This window comes from Rhodococcus sp. NPDC079359 (assembly GCF_040702585.1).
In the GTDB taxonomy this organism is placed as follows: Bacteria; Actinomycetota; Actinomycetes; order Mycobacteriales; family Mycobacteriaceae; genus Rhodococcoides.
The window spans coordinates 205,151-225,359 of the sequence record NZ_JBFBLH010000006.1; the positions used below are offsets into that span (position 1 = coordinate 205,151).

At 66.1% G+C, this 20,209-nt stretch carries 13 protein-coding genes; 5 read left to right on the plus strand and 8 right to left on the minus strand.

Going from position 1 to position 20,209, the window contains the following annotated elements; genetic code table 11:
- Positions 1 to 2 precede the first annotated feature (2 nt).
- From AB0362_RS16445 to AB0362_RS16460, 4 genes are all read right to left on the minus strand, one after another.
- Complete coding sequence (locus AB0362_RS16445) at positions 3 to 2,174, minus strand: 3-hydroxyacyl-CoA dehydrogenase NAD-binding domain-containing protein (protein ID WP_366235900.1); 2,172 nt, start codon at positions 2,172 to 2,174, stop codon at positions 3 to 5.
- 35 nt (positions 2,175 to 2,209) lie between these two features.
- Complete coding sequence (locus AB0362_RS16450; protein ID WP_366235901.1) at positions 2,210 to 3,418, minus strand: acetyl-CoA C-acetyltransferase; 1,209 nt, start codon at positions 3,416 to 3,418, stop codon at positions 2,210 to 2,212.
- A 35-nt stretch (positions 3,419 to 3,453) separates the two neighbouring features.
- Positions 3,454 to 4,611 carry an acyl-CoA dehydrogenase family protein gene (locus AB0362_RS16455; RefSeq protein WP_366235902.1) on the minus strand — a complete coding sequence of 386 codons (1,158 nt, stop codon included), beginning with the start codon at positions 4,609 to 4,611 and terminating at the stop codon, positions 3,454 to 3,456.
- A gap of 117 nt (positions 4,612 to 4,728) precedes the next feature.
- The gene (locus AB0362_RS16460; protein WP_269594725.1) at positions 4,729 to 5,427 is read right to left on the minus strand and encodes a FadR/GntR family transcriptional regulator; all 699 of its coding nucleotides are present in this window, start codon (positions 5,425 to 5,427) and stop codon (positions 4,729 to 4,731) included.
- Positions 5,428 to 5,621: 194 nt separating this feature from the next.
- Here AB0362_RS16460 and AB0362_RS16465 point away from each other — a divergent pair, with 194 nt between their 5' ends.
- The 5 genes from AB0362_RS16465 (at position 5,622) to AB0362_RS16485 (ending at position 11,992) form a co-directional block, all read left to right on the plus strand.
- Positions 5,622 to 6,992 carry an SLC13 family permease gene (locus AB0362_RS16465; RefSeq protein ID WP_068054349.1) on the plus strand — a complete coding sequence of 457 codons (1,371 nt, stop codon included), beginning with the start codon at positions 5,622 to 5,624 and terminating at the stop codon, positions 6,990 to 6,992.
- A 212-nt stretch (positions 6,993 to 7,204) separates the two neighbouring features.
- Complete coding sequence (locus tag AB0362_RS16470; protein WP_366235903.1) at positions 7,205 to 8,404, plus strand: CoA transferase; 1,200 nt, start codon at positions 7,205 to 7,207, stop codon at positions 8,402 to 8,404.
- Positions 8,401 to 9,903, plus strand: coding sequence for a carboxyl transferase domain-containing protein (locus AB0362_RS16475; protein ID WP_094669688.1), 1,503 nt, complete (start codon positions 8,401 to 8,403; stop codon positions 9,901 to 9,903). Before AB0362_RS16470 ends, AB0362_RS16475 begins: the two co-directional genes overlap by 4 nt.
- Before the next feature lie 94 nt (positions 9,904 to 9,997).
- A complete protein-coding gene (locus AB0362_RS16480) occupies positions 9,998 to 10,750 on the plus strand; it encodes an IclR family transcriptional regulator (RefSeq protein WP_366235904.1) in 753 nt (250 codons plus the stop codon).
- 66 nt (positions 10,751 to 10,816) lie between these two features.
- The gene (locus tag AB0362_RS16485) at positions 10,817 to 11,992 is read left to right on the plus strand and encodes a 4-hydroxybenzoate 3-monooxygenase (protein ID WP_366235905.1); all 1,176 of its coding nucleotides are present in this window, start codon (positions 10,817 to 10,819) and stop codon (positions 11,990 to 11,992) included.
- A gap of 8 nt (positions 11,993 to 12,000) precedes the next feature.
- Here AB0362_RS16485 and AB0362_RS16490 read toward each other — a convergent pair whose 3' ends face one another.
- From AB0362_RS16490 to benC, 4 genes are all read right to left on the minus strand, one after another.
- Positions 12,001 to 13,248 carry a benzoate/H(+) symporter BenE family transporter gene (locus AB0362_RS16490; protein WP_366235906.1) on the minus strand — a complete coding sequence of 416 codons (1,248 nt, stop codon included), beginning with the start codon at positions 13,246 to 13,248 and terminating at the stop codon, positions 12,001 to 12,003.
- Entirely contained in the window at positions 13,245 to 14,606 is a 1,362-nt protein-coding gene (locus AB0362_RS16495) for an aromatic acid/H+ symport family MFS transporter (protein ID WP_366235907.1), read from the minus strand. Before AB0362_RS16495 ends, AB0362_RS16490 begins: the two co-directional genes overlap by 4 nt.
- Positions 14,607 to 14,757: 151 nt before the next feature.
- On the minus strand, positions 14,758 to 17,448 hold the full coding sequence (locus AB0362_RS16500) for a LuxR C-terminal-related transcriptional regulator (RefSeq protein WP_366235908.1): 2,691 nt from the start codon (positions 17,446 to 17,448) through the stop codon (positions 14,758 to 14,760).
- 60 nt (positions 17,449 to 17,508) lie between these two features.
- Entirely contained in the window at positions 17,509 to 20,193 is a 2,685-nt protein-coding gene (gene benC, locus AB0362_RS16505) for a benzoate 1,2-dioxygenase electron transfer component BenC (RefSeq protein WP_366235909.1), read from the minus strand.
- Positions 20,194 to 20,209 lie beyond the last annotated feature (16 nt).

Below are 20,209 nucleotides of genomic sequence, written 5' to 3' on the forward strand. Positions count from 1 at the left end.
CGTCAGAGGTACCGCTCGGTGCGGGAGCGCAGTGATGTCGGCACGACGAACCGATCGCCGTACCGTGCCCGCAGGTGGTCGGCCCGCTCGACGAATCCCCGAATGCCGCCGTCGAACTGATTGACGAACTGCAGCACGCCACCGGTCCACGCGGGGTAGCCGATGCCGAGGATGGAGCCGATGTTCGCATCGGCGACGGTCCGCAGAACACCCTCGTCCAGGCATGCGATCGAGTCGAGCGACTGCGCAACCAGCATGCGATCCATCATGTCCTCGAACGGAATTCCGTGATCGGGACGGTGATAGTGATCCACCAGGCCCGGCCACAATCCTGCCTTGGTGCCGTCCTCGGTGTACTCGTAGAAGCCGCGTCCCGCCTTGCGTCCGGGGCGATCGAATTCGTCGACCAGGCGATCGACCAGCGCATAGGACTTCGAGACGATCCACGGTCGACCGTCGGCGCGCGCGGCCTGCGCCATGCCCTCGCGGATGTGCCGAGACAGGGTCAACGAAATCTCGTCCATCAGAGCCAGCGCACCGGACGGATAGCCGGCCTGGAGGGCGGCCTGCTCGACGGTGGCCGGGTGCACGCCCTCGGCGATCAACGAGATCGCCTCGTCCATGAACCGGCCGATGACGCGGGTGGTGAAGAAGCCGTGACTGTCTCCGACGACGATCGGAGTCTTACCGATCAGCCGAACGAAGTCGAACGCGCGGGCCAGCGCGGAGTCACTGGTGTGTTCTCCCACAACGATTTCCACCAACGGCATCTTGTCCACCGGGGAGAAGAAGTGCGTGCCGATGAAGTCCTCGGTGCGCGAGACTCCCGTCGACAGTTCGGTGATGGGCAGTGTCGAGGTGTTCGAGCACAGCAGTGCGTCGGCGGTCAGATACTTGTCGACCGCCTCGAACGCACCCTGCTTGACGGCGGGATCCTCGAACACGGCCTCGACGACCAGATCGCAACCCTCGGCATCGGCCGCGTCGGAACTGGGTGTGATGAACGCGAGAACCGCATCGGCGTCGGCCTGGGTCTTGCGTCCCTTCGCGACGGCCGTGCCGAGAATCGAACGCGCGTAATCCTTGCCGCGCTCGGCGGATTCGATCGAGACATCGCGCAGCACGACGGGAACCCCGGCCGAGGCGACGACGTAGGCGATGGCGGCACCCATCATTCCGGCACCGATCACCAGCACCTTCTCGGGTGCCCGGCGCGGTTCGGTGCTCGGACGAGAGCCACCTTTGTCGATGGATCCGAGATCGAAGAACATCGATTGGATCAGATTGCCCGAGACCGCTCCGCAGGCGAGCGAGGTGCAATGCCGGGTTTCCACCAGCGATGCCGACTCGAAGTCGAGCACCGACCCTTCCACGGCCGCAGCAACCACCGCGATCGGAGCGGGCATGGGTGCACCCTTGACCTGCTTGCGTACCGTTGCCGCAAAGGCAGGCAGCTGGGCAGCCAAAGCGGGTGAGGCCGCGGCGCCGCCGGGAATCGTGAATCCTTTCCTGTCCCAGGGCTGTGACGCGTCGGGATTGGCGAGAATCCAGGCACGTGCACGTGCCATCATCTGCTCGTCGGTGTCGACGACCTCGTCGATCAATCCGAGCTCGAGGGCCTGCGCCGGCCGGTACCGCTGGCCCTGGCCCACCACCTGTGTCAGAGCCTTGACGATGCCGAACATCCGAACCGTCCGGGTGACGCCGCCGGCCCCGGGGAGCAGCCCGAGAGTGACCTCGGGAAGCCCGAATCGAACCCTGCTGTTGTTCAGCGCAATTCGATGATGGCACGCCAGCGCAATCTCGAAACCGCCGCCGAGTGCGGTACCGCCGAGCGCAGCCACCACGGGCTTGCCCAGCTTCTCGAGGCGACGAAATTTGTCCTTGGTGAAATCGAGGGCGTCGGCGATCGCCGCGTGGTCCGACGGACCGGCGTCGCGCAGCAATTCCAGATCGCCACCGGAGAAGAACGAATCCTTGCCCGAGGTGACGATGATCCCGTCGAACGCATCGAGGTTGGCCTCGAGCCAGTCGATCGTCTGCTCGAGTGACTCGCCGAACGCGGCGTTCATCGTGTTGGTGGACTGCGTGGGGTCGTCCATCGTCAGCACGAGTACGCGGTCGGTGCCGATCTCACCGGTGATCGTGGGGGTCCGCAGAGCAGCTGTGGTCATCGAGGTCCTCGGGTCGTTGTTCTCTCGCGTGATGGTCACAGGCGCTCGATGATGGTGGCGACGCCCATTCCGGCACCGATGCAGAGCGTGATCAGTGCGTAGCGCTCGCCCCGGCGCTCGAGCTCGTCGAGGGCCATTCCGGTGAGCATCGCGCCCGTTGCGCCCAGTGGGTGGCCCATCGCGATCGCGCCACCGTTGACGTTGACGCGTTCGTGGTCGATGTCCAGCTTCTTGGCGTAATTGAGTACCACCGAAGCGAATGCCTCGTTGACCTCGAACACCGCGATGTCGTCGAGAGTGAGCCCCGCCGCAGCCAGTACCTTGTGGGTGGCCGGAACCGGGCCGGTGAGCATCAGCGTCGGGTCCGATCCGGCGACGACCCCGGCCACGACGCGTCCGCGCGGGGTCAATCCACCTGCGCGCCCGGCTTCTTCGGAACCGATCAGCACCATCGCGGTGCCGTCGACGATGCCGGAGGAGTTCCCGGCGTGGTGGACGTGATCGATGCGCTCGACCTCGGTGTACTTCTGCATCGCGACGGCATCGAACCCGGCGAGCGCCCCCGTCCGGGCGAACGACGGTGTCAGGGTGGCGAGATCGGCTGTGGTGGTCTCGGGTCGCATGATCTCGTCGTGATCGAGCATCAGCCGGCCGTTCGCGTCGAAGACCGGGATGACCGACTTCTCGAAGTGGCCCATCGACCAGGCGTGTGCCGCGCGCTGCTGGCTGCGCACGGCGAAGGCGTCGACCTCGTCGCGGTCGAACCCCTCGATCGTCGCGATGAGGTCTGCACTGACTCCCTGCGGAACGAAGTAGCTGCCGTAGTTGGTCAGCGGGTCGCACGGCCAGGCGCCGCCGTCCGCCCCGAGCGGGACCCGAGACATCGATTCGACGCCACCGGCGACGATGAGCTGATCCCAACCGGACCGAACACGTTGCGCCGCAGTGTTGACGGCCTCCAGACCCGATCCGCAGAAGCGGTTGAGCTGAACGCCGGCGACACTGTCCGGCAGGCCGGCAACCATCGCGACCGTCCGGGCGATATCGCAGCCCTGGTCGCCGACCGGGGTGACGACACCGAGCACGACGTCGTCGATCAGGGCCGGATCGAGCTGCGAGTGTCGAGAGAGCAACGTGGACAACGTGTTCGCGGCCAGATCGACCGGTTTGACGGTGTACAGCGAACCGGAGCTCTTACCGCGGCCACGTGGGCTGCGAACGGCGTCGTAGAGGAATGCCTCCATGAGGTGCCTTTCTGGGGCAACAAGATTACCGAGTACTACAGGGAACGAGAGATGAGGTCTTTCATGACTTCGTTGGCACCGGCGTAGATGCGCGCGATGCGGCCGTCGACGAACATGCGAGCGATGGGGTATTCCTCCATGTAGCCGTACCCGCCGAAGAGCTGCAGGCAGCGGTCCACCACCTCGAACTGTCGGTCGGTGGTCCAGTACTTGACCATCGCTGCGGTGGTGACGTCGAGGCTGCCCGAGATGTGCTGTGCCATAGCGTCGTCGACGAAGGTGCGCACGACGCGGCCGATGGTTGCGCATTCGGCGAGCTCGAACTTGGTGTTCTGCAGATCGAAGAGTGTCTTGCCGAACGCGCTGCGCGACTTGGTGTATTCGACCGTCTGTGCGACGGCGGCATCGATCATCGCGGCGGCGGCGATGCCGCAGATCAGGCGTTCCTGGGGGAGTTGCTGCATCAATTGCGCGAAGCCACGACCTTCTTCACCCAAGATGTTGCCCGCGGGGACACGAAGCCCGTCGAACGTGAGTTCGGCTGTGTCCTGGCCCTTCTGGCCGATCTTGTGCAGCACGCGTCCGCGGTGGAAGCCCTCGGTGTCGTCGGAGACCTCGGCGACGAGCAGTGACAGTCCCCGGGCTCCCGCGGACGGTTCGGTCTTGGCGGCGATGATGATCAGATCGCAGTGAGCTCCGTTGGAGATGAACGTCTTTCCGCCGGTCACCACGTAGTCGTCGCCGTCACGCACTGCGCGGGTGGTGATGCCCTGCAGGTCCGAGCCGGTGCCCGGTTCGGTCATGGCGATGGCACCGATCCACTCTCCCGAGCACAGCTTCGGCAGCCACTGCTGCTTCTTCTCCTCGGAGGCGTAGGCCAGGATGTAGTGCGGAACGATGCCGCTGTGCACACCCAGCTGCATGGACGAGTCGCCGGAGCGCACCTGCTCGGAGAACAGCACCGCCTCGTGGCGGAAGTCGCCCCCGCCTCCGCCGTACTGCTCGGGTACCGACATGCCCAGCAGTCCGAGACTGCCTGCGGTGCGGTAGACCTCGCGGCTGGGGCGTCCGGCAGCCGCGAACTCCTCGCGGTGGGGCGCGACTTCCTTCTCGAAGAATCCTCGGGCGAGCTGTCGCACGTCGGCGAGCTCGGTGGTGAGGTCGCTGGGGGTGCGGTCTGCGAGTGCAGTCATGGTGGGTCCTTGGCTCGAAGCGCACCTGTGGGTTATTGGCGCTGTGCCAATAATGATGGCGCGGGGTTGCCGCGGATGTCAACCAGGTAGTGCTCCCCGGGGACTGCTGCCGGAGTTCTAGCTGTCGACCGAACGCAGCAGTGCCACATCCGAGACGAGTCGGATGTGGTCGGCCATGGCCCGTCCTGCCTCGGCCGGATCCTGATTGCGCACGGCCTCGGCGATGCGTCGATGATGCTCGAGCGAGGTCTGTGGACGGTTCGACTGCGACAGCGATTCGATGCGGGTCTCGCGAATGAGACCGGCGATTTCCCCCATGAGCCTGGCGAGCAGCGGTGAGTGTGCAGCCTCGGTGATGGCGTGATGGAACAACTCGTCGCCGGAGTCTCCTCGATCGCCGTCGGTGATCTCGGTGGCCATGACGGACAGGGCGTGGTCGATCGCGGCCATTTCACTGTCGCTGCGACGCGTGGCAGCGAGTTCGGCGAGCTTGACCTCGAGTGCCTCGCGGGCCTCGATCACCTCGGGTAGCCGGTCTGCGTGCTCGCGTAGAGCACGAATTGCCATGTCTCCCACGGGCCGTCGTACGAGCACTGCGCCGTCGCCGTGCCGGACCGACAGGATGCCCTGTACTTCGAGGGCGACGAGGGCCTGGCTCAAGGATGCTCGACTGACCCCGAGGTGTCCGGCCAGTTCGCGCTCGGGCGGAAGTCGATCGCCAGGGTTCATCTCGCGGTCGGCGATGTGCTTGCACAGCTGTTCGACGATGACCTCGTACAGCCGTGGTCGGGTCACGGGGCGAATTTGCTCAGCCACTGTGTCACTCGCTCTCTGTTCCTCTGGACCTCCACCCTAGTCGCCGCCATGCACGTAACGGCGGACACATCGGGGGTTGACAAGTGATCCACTTCACTGGTTGAGTCCCTATTGACTCAGTGGCCAGTCCAATTAGCCACTGGAGATCCTGGGCAACCGCTCGGGTGACACCACAGACGGACCGGAGACCTTCGATGTCGACCGAGTTGATACCCATCCTTGCGCTCGTCGTCATGTTCCTCGCCGCAACCGTGTTCCCCGTGAACATGGGCGCGTTGGGGTTCGTGGCGGCGTTCTTCGTCGGAACACTTGCCGTGGGCATGGGTGCCGACGACATCATTGCCGGCTTCCCGAGCAGTCTCTTCCTCACGCTCGTCGGCATCACCTACCTGTTCGCCATCGCGCAGAACAACGGCACGGTCGACCTGCTGGTCCGCGGAGCCGTTCGACTCGTCGGAGGCCGGGTGGCACTCATTCCATGGGTGATGTTCGGCATCACCGGTGTCCTGACCTCGATCGGTGCGCTCGGACCGGCCGCGGTGGCCATCGTCGCCCCGATCGCCCTCGGATTCGCCGCGCGCTACAAGATCAACGCCCTGCTCATGGGCATGATGGTCATCCACGGCGCGCAGGCAGGCGGATTCTCGCCCATCAGCATCTACGGCGTCACGGTCAACAACATCGCCGCCAACGCGGGACTCGTCAACAGTCCGCTCACACTCTTCCTCGGCAGCCTGTTCTTCAACGCCGCGATCGGCGCGCTGCTGTTCATGTTCCTCGGTGGCCGCTCCCTCATCGGACGCAGCGTGCACGACGAGGACGGCACGCGTCCCGACGGTGACACCGGCGGAGTCGGCGGTTCGGGTTCGCGAACGGTCATGCGCGGCTTCGGCGCATCGACGCCTCGTCCGTCCGGTCAGACTGTCACGGTCGAGAACGCACCACCCCTGGCCACCGCGGTCAAGGCCATCACCTTCGATCAGATTCTCACGCTCGTCGGTCTTGCCTCGCTGGCTCTGTTCGCCCTCGTGCTCGACCTCGACGTCGGATTCATCGCGATGACGGTGGCTGTGATCCTCGCTCTCGCATCGCCCAAGGCCCAGAAGGGCGCGATCAACCAGATCAGTTGGTCGACGGTGCTGCTCATCGGTGGCGTGCTCACGTTCGTCGGGGTGCTGCAGGAAGCCGGAACCGTCGAGTACGTCGGCGATTCGGTCGCCAGCATCGGCATCCCACTTCTGGTGGCGCTGCTGCTCTGCTACATCGGTGCCATCGTCTCGGCCTTCGCGTCGTCCACCGCGATCCTCGGCGTCACCATTCCGCTGGCGGTTCCGTTCCTGCTCGCCGGTGAGGTGGGAGCCATCGGAGTCATCGTGGCTCTGTCCATCGCATCGACCATCGTCGACGTCAGTCCGTTCTCGACCAACGGAGCCCTGGTGCTCGCCAATGCCCAGGACATCGACCGCGACGTCTTCTACAAGCAGATCCTCAAGTACAGCGCACTGGTGGTGGTCATCGGCCCGCTGATCGCCTGGGCATTGCTGGTCGTACCCGGCTGGATGTAGCGGTACTGCAGCTCAGAACAGACGCTCGATGATGGCGGCACGTGTGTTCGACGTGCCGCCATCACGCGTCTGAGCTGGGCAAAGGCGCGTACATCGTTACTTGACATCGCCGTGGTTCGCTGATCCAATTGAATTGGCTAGTCCACTGGCCCAGTAATCCAATCGGACTTCGGGTCCGGCTCCCACCTCGCTTCGACGTAAGGATCAATTCGATGCCCCTCAACACGACAGGCAGAACCGGACCGCTCGAAGGCACCGTCGTGGTCGATCTGACCCGCGCCCTGGCCGGCCCGCATGCGGCGATGATGCTCGGCGATCTCGGCGCAGACATCATCAAGGTCGAGACCCCGAAGGGCGGCGACGACACCCGCGTCTGGGGTCCCCCCTTCGTCACTCCGCGCGATGCCGAGCGCGAGTCGACGTACTTCCTCTCGGCCAATCGCAACAAGCGGTCCATCGTGCTCGACCTCAAGACCGACGACGGCCGAGAAGCGTTGGAGCACATGATCGAACGGGCAGACGTACTGCTCGAGAACTTCCGTACCGGTGTTCTCGACCGACTCGGCTTCTCGCCCGAGCGGATCGCCGAGATCAACCCGCGCACAGTGGTGCTGTCGATCAGCGGCTTCGGTCACGACGGCCCCGAGGGCGGCCGCTCCGGCTACGACCAGATCGCTCAGGGTGAGGCCGGGCTGATGTCCTTCACCGGCTCGGGTCCCGAGGACGTCCAGCGCGTCGGCGTTCCCATCGCGGACCTGCTGGCCGGAATGTACGGAGCTTTCGGCGTTCTCGCTGCACTGCGTGAACGCGACCGCACCGGCCGCGGCAAGGTCGTCCGTACCTCGCTGCTCGCCAGCGTCGTCGGAGTGCACGCCTTCCAGGGCACCAAGTGGACCGTCGCAGGCGAGGTCGGCGCGGCGCAGGGCAATCACCACCCGTCGATCTGCCCGTACGGATTGTTCCCGACATCGGATGGCGCAGTGCAGATCTCGGTGGGCAGCGAGGGACTGTGGCATCGGTTCTGCGAGGGTTTCGGCATCGACCCCGATCTCGAAGGCATGGCCACCAACCCGCAACGGGTGAACAGTCGCGACGATGTCATCGAACTCGTGTCCAAGATCTTCCGCACGTACGAGACCGAGCCGCTGTTGTCCCTTCTCGACGAGATCGGTGTTCCCGCAGGCAAAGTGCGCAACGTCCAGGAAGTCTACGAGTGGGAGCAGACCAAATCCCAGGGCCTGCTGGTGGACGTCGAACACGCGACGTTGGGCACGGTGACACTGCCGGGACCGCCACTGCGGTTCTTCGAATCCGACGGCACCGAGGTCACCGAAACCAATCACCTGGCACCGCCGGTGCTCGGTGCCGACGACGAACTCGTCCGCGACTGGCTGAAAGAGGCGACACGATGACCAGAATGACCGCCCTCGAACTCCTCGATCTGGTGATCGATTCCGGCAGCTTCGACTCCTGGGACACCCCGACGGCCGACTACGTCATCGACGACGAGTACGCAGGCGAACTCGCCGCGGCACGCGAGAAGACAGGCCTGGACGAGTCCGTGCTCACCGGCTCCGCGACCATCCGCGGCCGCAAGGTGGCCATCCTGCTCGGCGAGTTCGCGTTCCTGGCCGGCTCGATCGGGGTCGCGGCGGGCGAGCGCCTGGTGAACGCCGTACACCGGTCGACCGACGAGCGGCTGCCGCTGCTGGCGCTGCCGACGTCCGGCGGAACCCGAATGCAGGAGGGCACGGTCGCGTTCTTGCAGATGGTCAAGATCACCGCCGCGATCACCGCGCACAAGGCGGCGAACCTGCCGTACATCGTCTATCTGCGGCACCCCACCACCGGCGGAGTGTTCGCGTCCTGGGGATCGCTCGGTCACGTCACCGTCGCCGAGCCCGGTGCTCTCGTCGGATTCCTCGGCCCTCGCGTGTACGAGGCGCTCTACGACGCGAAGTTCCCCACGGGTGTGCAGACGTCGGAGAACCTCCAGGCCCACGGGCTCATCGACGCCATTCGTCCGCCCGAGCAACTCGGCGAGATCGTCGATCGCGCCTTGCGGATCATGACCGACATCCCGTCCTACCGCCCACGCACCGTCGAGGCGCTCGAATGGAAGATCGAGGACGTACCCGCGTGGACGTCCATTCTGGCCTCGCGCAGAGCCGATCGCCCCGGGGTCCGTGAGCTGCTGTTCAGTACCGCAGCAGATGTGCTGCCGCTCAACGGAACCGGTCAGGGTGAGTGGGATCCGGGTCTGATTCTTGCCCTCGTCCGGTTCGGCGACATGCCCTGTGTTCTGCTCGGGCAGGATCGACGCGGTCAGACGACGAAAACGCCGCTCGGTCCCGCAGCGCTTCGCGAGGCTCGACGCGGGATGCGTCTGGCACAGGATCTGAAGCTTCCGCTCGTCACCGTCATCGACACGGCGGGTGCCGCACTGTCGAAGGAGGCGGAGGAAGGTGGCCTGGCCGGCGAGATCGCACGGTGCATCGCGGACATGGTCGACCTCGAAACCCCCACGCTGTCATTGCTGTTGGGGCAGGGAACCGGCGGCGGCGCACTCGCTCTGGTGCCCGCGGACCGCGTTCTCGCCGCCCAGCATGCGTGGCTCTCGCCGCTGCCGCCCGAGGGTGCGTCGGCCATCGTGCACCGCGACACCGCCCATGCCGCGGAGATGGCGACGAAGCAGGGAGTGCGCTCGCTCGATCTCTTCCGAGCCGGCGTTGTCGACATCATCATTCCCGAATTGCCCGACGCGGCAGACGAATCGCAGCAGTTCTGCGACCGGGTGGGTGCGGTACTGCACCGCGAGCTCGCCGAACTGATCGCTCAGGACCCGTCGATGCGGATGATCGCCCGAGAGAAGCGATTCAACAGAATCGGCTTCGCGGCGGCCGCGGTGTAATTCCCGCCGAGCTCGAAGTTATGGACGGTTTTCGGCCGAAATGTATCCATAACTTCGAGTTCGGCGGGTGGTCGGGGAGGCTATCGTCGTCCGGGTGGCGGGCAATGCGCGGGATCCAGGGGTGTCGGTGGCCTCGCGGCTGCTGGCGCTTCTGGCTGTGTTCGACGAGAAGACCCCTGCGCTGACGCTGTCCGAACTGGCCGACGGCGCAGGCCTGCCCATCGCCACCGCGCATCGGATGGTGCGTGAACTGGTCGACTGGGGCGCGCTCGTTCGCGGCGGGGACGGCCGCTACGTGGTGGGGCGTCGACTGTGGAAGTTGGGATTGCTGGCACCGGATCAAGCCGATCTGCGGGAGATCGCCTCGTCGTTTCTGCACGACATCTACGGTGCGACACTCGCCACGGTGCATCTGGCCATTCGCGACGGCGACGAGGTGCTCTATCTCGACCGGCTTGCCGGACACGCGTCGGTACCTGCGGTCAGCCGGGTCGGAGCACGCCTGCCCCTGTATGCGACCGGAGTCGGCAAGGTGTTGTTGGCCTACGCCCCGCGTGAGGTGCACGATCGCGTGCTGAGGAACCTGACCCGCATCACCGCGTACACGGTGACTCATCCGGGGAAGTTGGACAGCGAACTACGCCGAGTGCATCGCGAGGGGTATGCGCAGACGGTCGAGGAGATGACGCTGGGGGCGTGTTCGGTGGCCGTACCGGTCCGCGGTGAGGGCGAACGAGCGGTGGCGGCGTTGGGCATCGTGGTTCCGAGCATCGGACGAGATCGAGCCAGACTGGTTGCCGCTATGCAGGTTGCCGCCCGAGGAATCGAGCGAAGTCTGCGGGGATGAGTCGATGTTTTCGCTGAGTGGAAACATGGTCTTGTTCGCGGCCCCGATGCGCGGTGTACTCGATGCATGCGTACACAGGTCGCCATCATCGGTGCAGGGCCCGCGGGTCTGCTGCTGTCCCACCTGCTCGGCGAGCAGGGAATCGACTCCGTTCTGATCGAGTCACGCACGCAGGAGTACGTGCTCTCGCGCATTCGGGCCGGCATCCTCGAACACTCGACGGTTCAGCTGCTCGACGACCACGGCCTGGGGGAGCGGTTGCATCGCGAAGGCCACGAGCATCGCGGAATCTATCTGCAGTGGCCGGAAGAGCGGCACCACATCGACTTTCGCGACCTGGTGGACCGAAGCGTGTGGGTGTACGGGCAGACCGAGGTGACCAAGGATCTCGTCGCGGCCCGGGAGAAAGCAGGCCAGCAGATCTTCTACGACGTCTCCGATACCGCGTTGCACGACGTCGAGTCCGACTCCCCGTACGTCACGTTCACCGACGCCTCGGGTACCCCGATGCGGATCGACGCGAATGTCGTTGCCGGGTGCGACGGTTCGTTCGGTCCGAGCCGCGCTACGATGCCGGACTCGGTGCGCAACACCTGGGAGCGAACGTATCCGTTCTCCTGGCTCGGGGTGCTGGCTGACGTCGCGCCCTCGACCGACGAGCTCATCTATGCCTGGCATCAGGACGGATTCGCGATGCACTCCATGCGATCGTCGACGGTCAGTCGGCTGTATCTGCAGGTGCCGAACGGGACCGACATCGCCACCTGGTCCGACGACCGAATCTGGGATGCGTTGGCACGCAGGCTCGGTCACGGACAGAACGGCTGGGAGCTCACTCCTGGACCGATCACCGAGAAAAGCGTCCTACCGATGCGCAGCTACGTGCAGACGCCGATGCGACACAGCAACCTCTTTCTGGCCGGCGACGCCGCGCACATCGTGCCGCCGACCGGAGCGAAGGGCCTCAACCTCGCAGTGGCCGACGTCGCCCTGCTGGCACCGGCACTGACGTCACTGCTGGGCAAGAACGATTCCCGCGCCGCCGATGCCTACAGTGACGACGCACTCCGACGCGTCTGGCGTTGCACGCACTTCTCCTGGTGGATGACGACGATGCTGCACACCGGCGACGACCCGTTCGATGCGCAATTGCAGCTCTCGCAGTTGAAATGGGTTGCTTCCAGCGAGGCCGGGGCAACGGGACTGGCGGAGAACTACGCCGGTCTGCCGATCGGATTCTGACCCGGGAACTACCGTCGACGATCCAACACGTAGGTCACCGCCACACCGGCGACCAGTCCCCAGAACGGAGCCCCCAGGCCCGCGACGTCGGTTCCCGAGACGGTGACCAGCAGGGTGATCAGCGGCGCGAGTACCGGACGGCCGGTCGAATCGGAGAATGCGGCGGTGAAGGCTCCGCGCAGTGCCTCGAGCATGGCCAGACCGGCGAGGGCGGCGATGAACGTCGCGGGTACCACGGCCAGTCCGCGCACCAACACCGGTGCCAGTACACCCACGACGATAGCCAGTGCGCCGCAGGTCATTCCGGCGATGTACTGCCGCGATCGTTCACCGACGGCGACGAGCAGTGCGTTGGTGGGGCCGGCGAGACACGTCGACACCGCACCGAGCGGTGCGACGAGAAGCGACCACACCCCGCACGCGATGGTGACAGCGGTCATCGGAGGCCGGTGGCCCGCGGAGCTCAGGACGGCAGCGCCTTGACCGTTCTGTACCGCGACCACGGTGATGGCGAGCGGTATCACCAACTGCGCCATTGCCGCCCCACTGAACGACGGCGCAACGAGTTCGGGCAGACCGATCAGAGGTAGCTCGGCCGCGGGGCCGGTCAGTGGGGTGTATCCGCCGGTGACCGCCAGCGCAGCGAGACCGGCCATCAATGCCGCCAGCACCGGAGGTATGCGCCTCGACCAGACATCGGATCGTGTCAGGGCCAACCACGCCACGACCATGGTGCCCGCGATCAGTACGTTCGACGAAACGGACTGCACCAGTCCGGTTCCGAACGACAGGAACGCGCCGGCAACCATCGCCATCACCACACTGTGCGGCAGAAAGGCCATCAGCTTCGCGACGACACCGGTGGCACCGAGCACGATGATGAGAACCCCGGTCGCGAGATAAGCCCCGACGACTTCGGGCCAGGTCAGCGACGCCAGCGACTGACCGACCAGAACGGTCCCCGGAATGGTCCAGAAAAAGCTCAGCGGCATTCGGTAGACCCAGCTCGCCACCAGGGTGAGAATGCCGTTGAGCACGAACACTCCGAACACCCACGACGCCGTCTGCGCGGCGGTGAGCGAGCCTGCTGCCGCGGCACCCATGATCACCGCAACGGGCCCGGTCGCGCTGAACAGCACGCCGGTCGCACCTGCGCCGACGTACAGCCCGCCGAAGTCCGCGCGCAGAGCACGCAGATTCGGCGGGCGACGTTCCGGTAGGTCGCTCGAGGTCGGCCTCTGGAAAATATCTGTCATTCAGCCACTTTCACCGGTTCTTCGATTGCTGGATCGGATCGACGCAGTGCCCGAACCGCAGGGACGGCTGTGGTGACGAGAGCTCCGAGCAGGGCAACGACGGCGAAGATGTAGAACGCCTGCGAGGACGCGATTCCCGCACCGAGCAGGATACCGCCGAGCAGCGGCCCGAGAATGCCGCCGAGGCGTCCGAAACCGGCGCACCATGCGACGCCCGCCGCCCTGGCCGTGGTGGGGTAGTAATTGGAGACGAAGCCGTAGATCAGCACCTGGGTGCCGATAGCGCCGATGCCGGCACCGGCCACGGCGACGAGCAGTACGCCGAGCGGGAAGTTCAACGTCAACAACACCAACGACAGTGCGGCAAGGCAGAAGGTGGCGGCGATGACGCGCTGTGGTCCGGTCCGATCGGCGACGCGAGAGGCGATCAATCCACCGATGATGGCACCACCGTTGAGCACCAACAGGAATGACAGCGACCCCTTGGCGTTGTATCCGGCCTCGGACATGATCTGCGGGAGCCAAGTATTGAGTCCGTAGGTCAGCAGCAGGCCGGAGAAGCTCATCAACCCGAGGAGCGCCGTCGGGCGCAGCAGTGGTTTGCGGGCGAGCGCGGCGAATCCGACGCGATCGCCGGCGACTGCGGGCTCGGGCTCGGGCATCGGGATTCCGGTTTTCGCGCAGATCTGCTGGGCATCGGCGACGCGTCCGTGCGCCAACAGCCATCGCGGGGATTCCGGCATACGGAGCACCGCGAGGGGCAGCAGGATGACCAGGGGCAGTGCTCCGATCCAGAACAGTCCACGCCATCCGATGCTGTCCTGCAGGGCGATTGCGGCCAGAGAAGCCAGGACGCCGCCGGCGGGGATACCGCTGTAGACGATGGCGTTGAACAGATTTCGACGGCCTGCCGGTGCGAACTCGGCGATCATCGCGCCTACCGTGGCGACGAGTCCGCCGACTCCGATTCCGGTGACGAATCGAAGGATTCCGAAAGCGGTGATGTTCTGGGCCAGTGCGGTGGCCCCCATCCCGACCGAGAACCACACGATGCACGTCAGCATCGTTCGCCGACGCCCGATGCGGTCGCCGAAGGCTCCGGCTGTCAAAGCACCCACCATGACTCCGATGAGAGCGTACGAACCGAGGGCACCGGCCTGCTCGGGGCTGAGGGCACCGAGTTGGGTCGACTCGGCCAGCAGTGTCGGCAGGACGGTTCCGTACACGACGAGGTCGTATCCGTCGAAAACGATTGCTGCGGTGGAGAGTGCGACGATCCAGATCACGCTACGTCGGTGACGGTCGCTGGCCCAGCCGGCGGCTGCGCTGCGGGGCGTCGGAATTGTCGGTGAGGTCATCGACTGTCCTTCGGTAGAGGGCCCGTCGTGGCGGGCGAATGCGGCACCCGGTCGGTGCAGTACGGCAAGTGTGTCGCACTGTGCCCTGGGTCACACCGGGTAAATGCCTAGGATCGACCCAGGGTTCGTGCCGAAAAGCGCTGTTGCACAATCATGGTGGCGTGCTCTCGGATGCACGGGCCGCGGCGAGTTCGGAACGGGATCGAACGCCGAGCTTGGCATAGACACGCGTGAGATGGAATTGCACGGTCTTCACCGACAGGAACAGTTCCGCGGCCACTTCTCGATTGGTCAGACCCGTTGCGACGAGGGTGGATACCGCGTCCTCCTGTGGCGTCAGCGCGTTGTGCGGCCTGTCCTTGAGGATCGCGTGCACTCCACCTGCCTTGAGCTCGCGGTCGCACCGCCGGACGTACGTCGTAGCGCCGAGAGAAAGGTAGTCGTCGCGGGCCGCGGTGACCACCACGTCGGCTTCGCGTCGCTTGCCTGCCCGCCGCAACGTCTGGCCGTACGCGTAGTTCACCCGGGCGCGGTCGTACACCAGGGGCAGTGGCATGAGCGAATCCAAGGCATCCTCGAAAGAGGCTCGCGCAGAGTCCATGTCGCCGGTTGCGCCGTGCCATCTACCCCGCGCACACGCGAGCCGGGCATGTGCCGATCGGTGGCCGCGCTCTGCCACCCGGGCTTCGTGGGGAGTGAGGAAGGCATCGGCTTCGTCGAGCCTGCCCTCCACGATCAGCGCGTTGGCGTACACGTCCGGCCAGGCCCAGAAGCCCGGCTCGGAGACGTCGGCGTGTGCCCATTGCTGTGTCAGCGGACTCAGGGCGCGCAGGACACCGGCATAGTCGGCCCGAGCCTCGGAGATCGCTGCGCGGCCCAGAGCCGTGGGGACGCGCATGATCTCGTAATCTCTAGCGCCGGATTCACCTCGTCGTGAACTCGCCGCGGCGGCATCCCAGTCACCCCGAAGCGCGTGGATCTGCATGGCCGTCCACTGCAGGAGCGGGACGATGAGGGCGGCACCGGAACTGTCGGCCAGGTCGGAGGCGCGTCCGACTATCCGCAGCGCCGCGTCCCATTCTCCGGTGACGAAATACGTGCGGGCCAACCAGGCGTTGGCCCACAGTGCGATTCGGGTGGAGCCGCCGAGGAAGTCCGTCGGTGCCGCTGCTTCCAGTTCGGACCTCGCCAGCTCCACCGAGTCGGTGGCCAGGTGCAGCCAGCCGGCACCCATTTGCACTCGCTGTCCCACGGCTCCGGTACCGGCCTGTCCCCACAGATCCTCGTAGCTGGCCAATGCTTCTGCGACGCGGCCGGTTCCGGCCAGACCGAGCCCGCGGATGGCCTGCGCCTCGACGGCAGTCGGATGGTCCGAGCCGACGAGTTCGACGGCGCGGTCGGCCCAGTACACCAGTGCGCCGCCGTCGCATCGGGCGAGATTGTGCAGGACCTGGCGATGACAGATGACGGCGGCGACGTCGCGATCGTGGCGGGTTCGGACGAGCTGCCACGCCCGTGTCAATCGGGCGTCGGCCTCCTGCGGGCGGCCCCGCAGAATGGCGAGATAGCCGAGAACGGCGTTGCGGCTTGGTGTTTCGTGCAGACTCTCGATCTCGGCGATGTAGTCCGATGCTCCGCGAACGTCACCGGCACCGATGAGGGCGTCGACGCCGCGCACGAGTCGATCCTCGCGTAGGCCTGCGTCGCCGGACGCTCGGCTCGAGAGCATGAAGAGCCTGGCAGCGGTAGCCCATTCTCCGGTCCGCGCGCGTTCTGCGGCAAGTGATTCGAGCTCGTCGGCCATGTGTGGCTCGGGTAGCAGCGCCGCCTCGGCGCGGTGCGCAAGCCGATCGGCCGGGTCGGATTCGGCGGACGCCGCGGCTCGGTGGACGTCGGCGACGCCGGTTCTGCTCATGGTGGCCAGTACGGCTGCGCGAATCATCCCGTCCGGGCACTCGAGCAGAGTGATACCCGATCGACGGCGCACGAGAACAAGGCCCAGTGCCTCCGCCAGATCGAGTGCAGCACTGGGATCGTCGATCTCTGCTACCTCGCACACCGTCGAGACCGGTCGAGCGCCATCGAGCACGGCCACGGCCTGCACCAACCGAACTGTGTCCGCCGAACTCTCGCTCAGTGCCGCTCGCACCGATGCCTGCACGTACTCGGGTGCGGGTAGTTCGGGCCGCACGCCCGTCCACATGTGGCCGGGCAGTTCGGACAGCAGCGCCGACACCTGTTTCGGGCGTCCACCCGTGTGCGCGGTCAGGTGCGCGGCCGACGACGGTGAGAGGATGACGCCGCGCAGCGCAGCGAGTTCTGCGACGTTGTTGCTTCCCAGCGGTTCGACGACGAACCGGGTATCGGCTGCGCGATCGAGTATCTCGTGCGATTCGATGCTCCCCGCGGGCAGAATTCGACGGATGCACACCACGGCGATCTTCGAGTCGCGGTGGCGTCGGACGGTAGAGGCAAGTACGCGAAGCGAATCCGCGTCGGCGTCCTGAGCGTCGTCGATCAACACGGCGGTCACCGAGGGGCCGTTGCTGCCTGCGATTCGCTCCGGCAGCGTCCGGCCGTCTGCGATGTCGATCTCGGGAAAGCACTGATGCGCGATCTCCCACGGCCTGCTCGTCTCCCACGGTACGGCGGACACCTGCCGGACGCGCGGGCGAGGCTCGGCCGCGTCGAGGCGGGCAGCCAGCTCTCGCAGCACCGCGGTCTTGCCGACACCTGCCGCGCCGTCCACGACGACGAACCTCGATCGGGCGTCGGCGTCCTGCACCTCGTCCACCAGCGCATCGAGCAGCTCGCCACGGGCAACGAGCGGCGCGGGGGACATGAGCTCACCGTAGCGGTGACGTGCGGGTACGTCCGGCAATCGAACCGACATCGCGCACACTCAGCCCGGGTCGCCGCCGGCGACGGGGAGCACCGTACCGGTGATGTACGACGCCTCGTCGGAGGCCAGGAAGCAGATCGCCGCGGCTTGCTCGTCCAGCGTCCCGTAGCGCTTGAGCAGGGACGAGTCGACGGTCTGATCGACGATGGCCTGGTACCACTGCTGTTCCTGATCGGTGCTCGGCGCAGGTCCGCGAGCGACGCGGCGCGGCGGTGCCTCGGTCCCTCCGGGCGCGGTCGCGACCACCCTGACCCCGTGCGGAGCCGCCTCCAGTGCGAGTGCAGAGGTGATGGCGTTGACTCCACCCTTGGCTGCGGCGTAGGGAACTCGGTGCACTCCGCGGGTCGCGACCGAGGAGACGTTGACGATGGTTCCGGTGCCTTTCGAGATCATGTGCGGGATCACCGCGCGACACGACCAGAGTGTGGGGAACAGCGAGCGCGAGATCTCCTTCTCGACCTGCTCCGGTGGGTACTCCGCGAACGGCTTCGCCCAGATGGTCCCGCCCACCACATGGATCGACACGTCCACTCGTCCGTGCGCTGCCAGCGCCGCGTCCACGGCGCTCGACGCACCGGCCCAGGTTTCGAGATCGGCCAGCACACTGGATGATTCGGTGCCGTCGCGGCCGAGCTCGGCGCTCAGTTCCTCGACGAGTTCGGATCGATCGGCCAGCATCAGGGTGCCGCCCTCCGCGGCGATTCTGCGTGCGACGCACTCTCCGATGCCCTGCGCCGCACCGGTGATCAGGACGACCTTCCCGGCGAACCGGCCCGGGCTGACGAATCTGGGTCGTTTGCTCGCGGCCGAGTCGTGCATGGCGCGCTTCATCGTGGTCTTGGAGCGGTCGGCATGGTCGGCGATCAAGGTGCGGGCGCGTTCTCGGTCGCCTGCCTCGAAAGCGTCGACGATGTCGAGGTGATCCTGGGCGCACAACGGGTCACACCACGTCGCATTGCGAAGCACGTCCTCCATGGCAGCTTCGACCCCGAGGGCCCGATATGCCTGCAGCAGATGCTCGTTGCGTGTCTGGGTGAACAGGTAGTCGTGGAAGGCGGCGTTGGTTTCGGTGTACGCGGCCGCGTCGACGAAGCGATCGCCGTCCACGTAGCGCGTGGTGGCTTCCGCGAGCAATCGGTAGCCCGCGATCTGCTGGGAGCTGAGCCTGCCGATGACCAACTCCAGGGCGCCGAGTTCGAGTGCGCGTCGGGCCTCGAACACCGCATCGGATTCGTGCACCGAAGGATGTTCCTCGCCGATCTCGTAGTCGACGGTGGCTGCGGCAGGCTCGACGCGGTCGAACAACGGCTCGATTTCTCGGTCCGGCCATATGCGTTGACCGGCGACCGACTGGGCATCGGGTGTGACGGCGAGACCGTCCGATGACTCGTCGAGTGGGTCGGCACTACCGGTGCCGTGGGAGACGATGCGCTGGCGGGCGATCGAGGTGATGGCAAGGGCTTCGTCGCTCGCCGAGATCGCAGTGCCGGCGCGGAGGGGATTCTCGTCGCGAGCATCGAACAGCGTTCGGCCGCAGACGGATCGAGCGTCGGTGGCAGGCCGGTCCTCGGTGACGAGGTCGTGCTCTTCGGCACCCGTCGCGGGAACCCGTTCGACCGCAACGGGCGTGGGGTCCGCAGCAGTCGGCTCCACGACGGGATCAGGACGCTCGACGGCCGGGGCAGACGGCGCGAACTTCTCGTAGTAGAAGCCGGTCGGTTCGATTCCCGACTCGGCGAAGTGCGCACGCACGGCCTCCACCATCGGCGGAGGACCGCACAGGTAGACGGCAACATCGCCGTCGTACAGGTGTTCCTCGCTCAGCAGCGACGTGACGTAGCCCTTGTTCGCGGCCGTGCTGTTCGGATCCGACACACAGTGATCGAAAGTGAACGCATCGAGTTGCGAGGCGAGTGCGGCCAGCTCGTCGAGGAGTACGACGTCCTCGTCGGTGCTGACGCCGTAGACCAGATGCACGGGACGCGAGGACGATTCGGCCGCCAAGGTGCGCAGAATCGACAGGATGGGAGCCAAGCCGGTTCCGCCGGCCAACAGCAGCGCGGGCCGTTGCGCTTCCCGAAGGAAGAAGCTGCCGTGCGGCCCGGTGAACGAGATCTTGTCCCCGACGGCTGCGGCGTCGGCCAGGTAGGTCGACATCGACCCGTCGGGGGTCAGCTTCACCAGGAACTCGAGCTCGTCGGACCCGGACACGCAGCTGAACGAGTACGACCGGGTCTGCTCCGATCCGGGCACGGTGATGTTGACGTACTGGCCCGGTAGGAAGGTGAGTTCGTCGCCCTGCGGTGCCTCGACGGCCAGGCGAACCGTCGTCGGTGAGAGTCGATCGACTGCGGTGACCACGGTTTCGTGCGTCGCCGCTCGGGTTTTCGCAACCGCGGAGGTGCTGGCGATCTGGAGTACGAGGTCGGACTTCGGAGTCATGCTGCACGGCAGGCAGTAGCCCTGCTCCGATTCGCCGGCGCTGAGCGCGTCGTCGAGGTACGTGCCGCCGTCGAAGTCGCCGGATTCGCACAGTGCCTTGCAGGTTCCGCACGCCCCGTCCCGGCAGTCGAGGGGGATGTTGATTCGCGACCGATAGGCGGCGTCGGCGACGGTCTGGCCGTCGGAACAGGTGATGAATCGGGTGACGCCGTCCTCGAAGGACAGTGCGACGGAATGGCTCACGAGGGGTCTCCTTTCC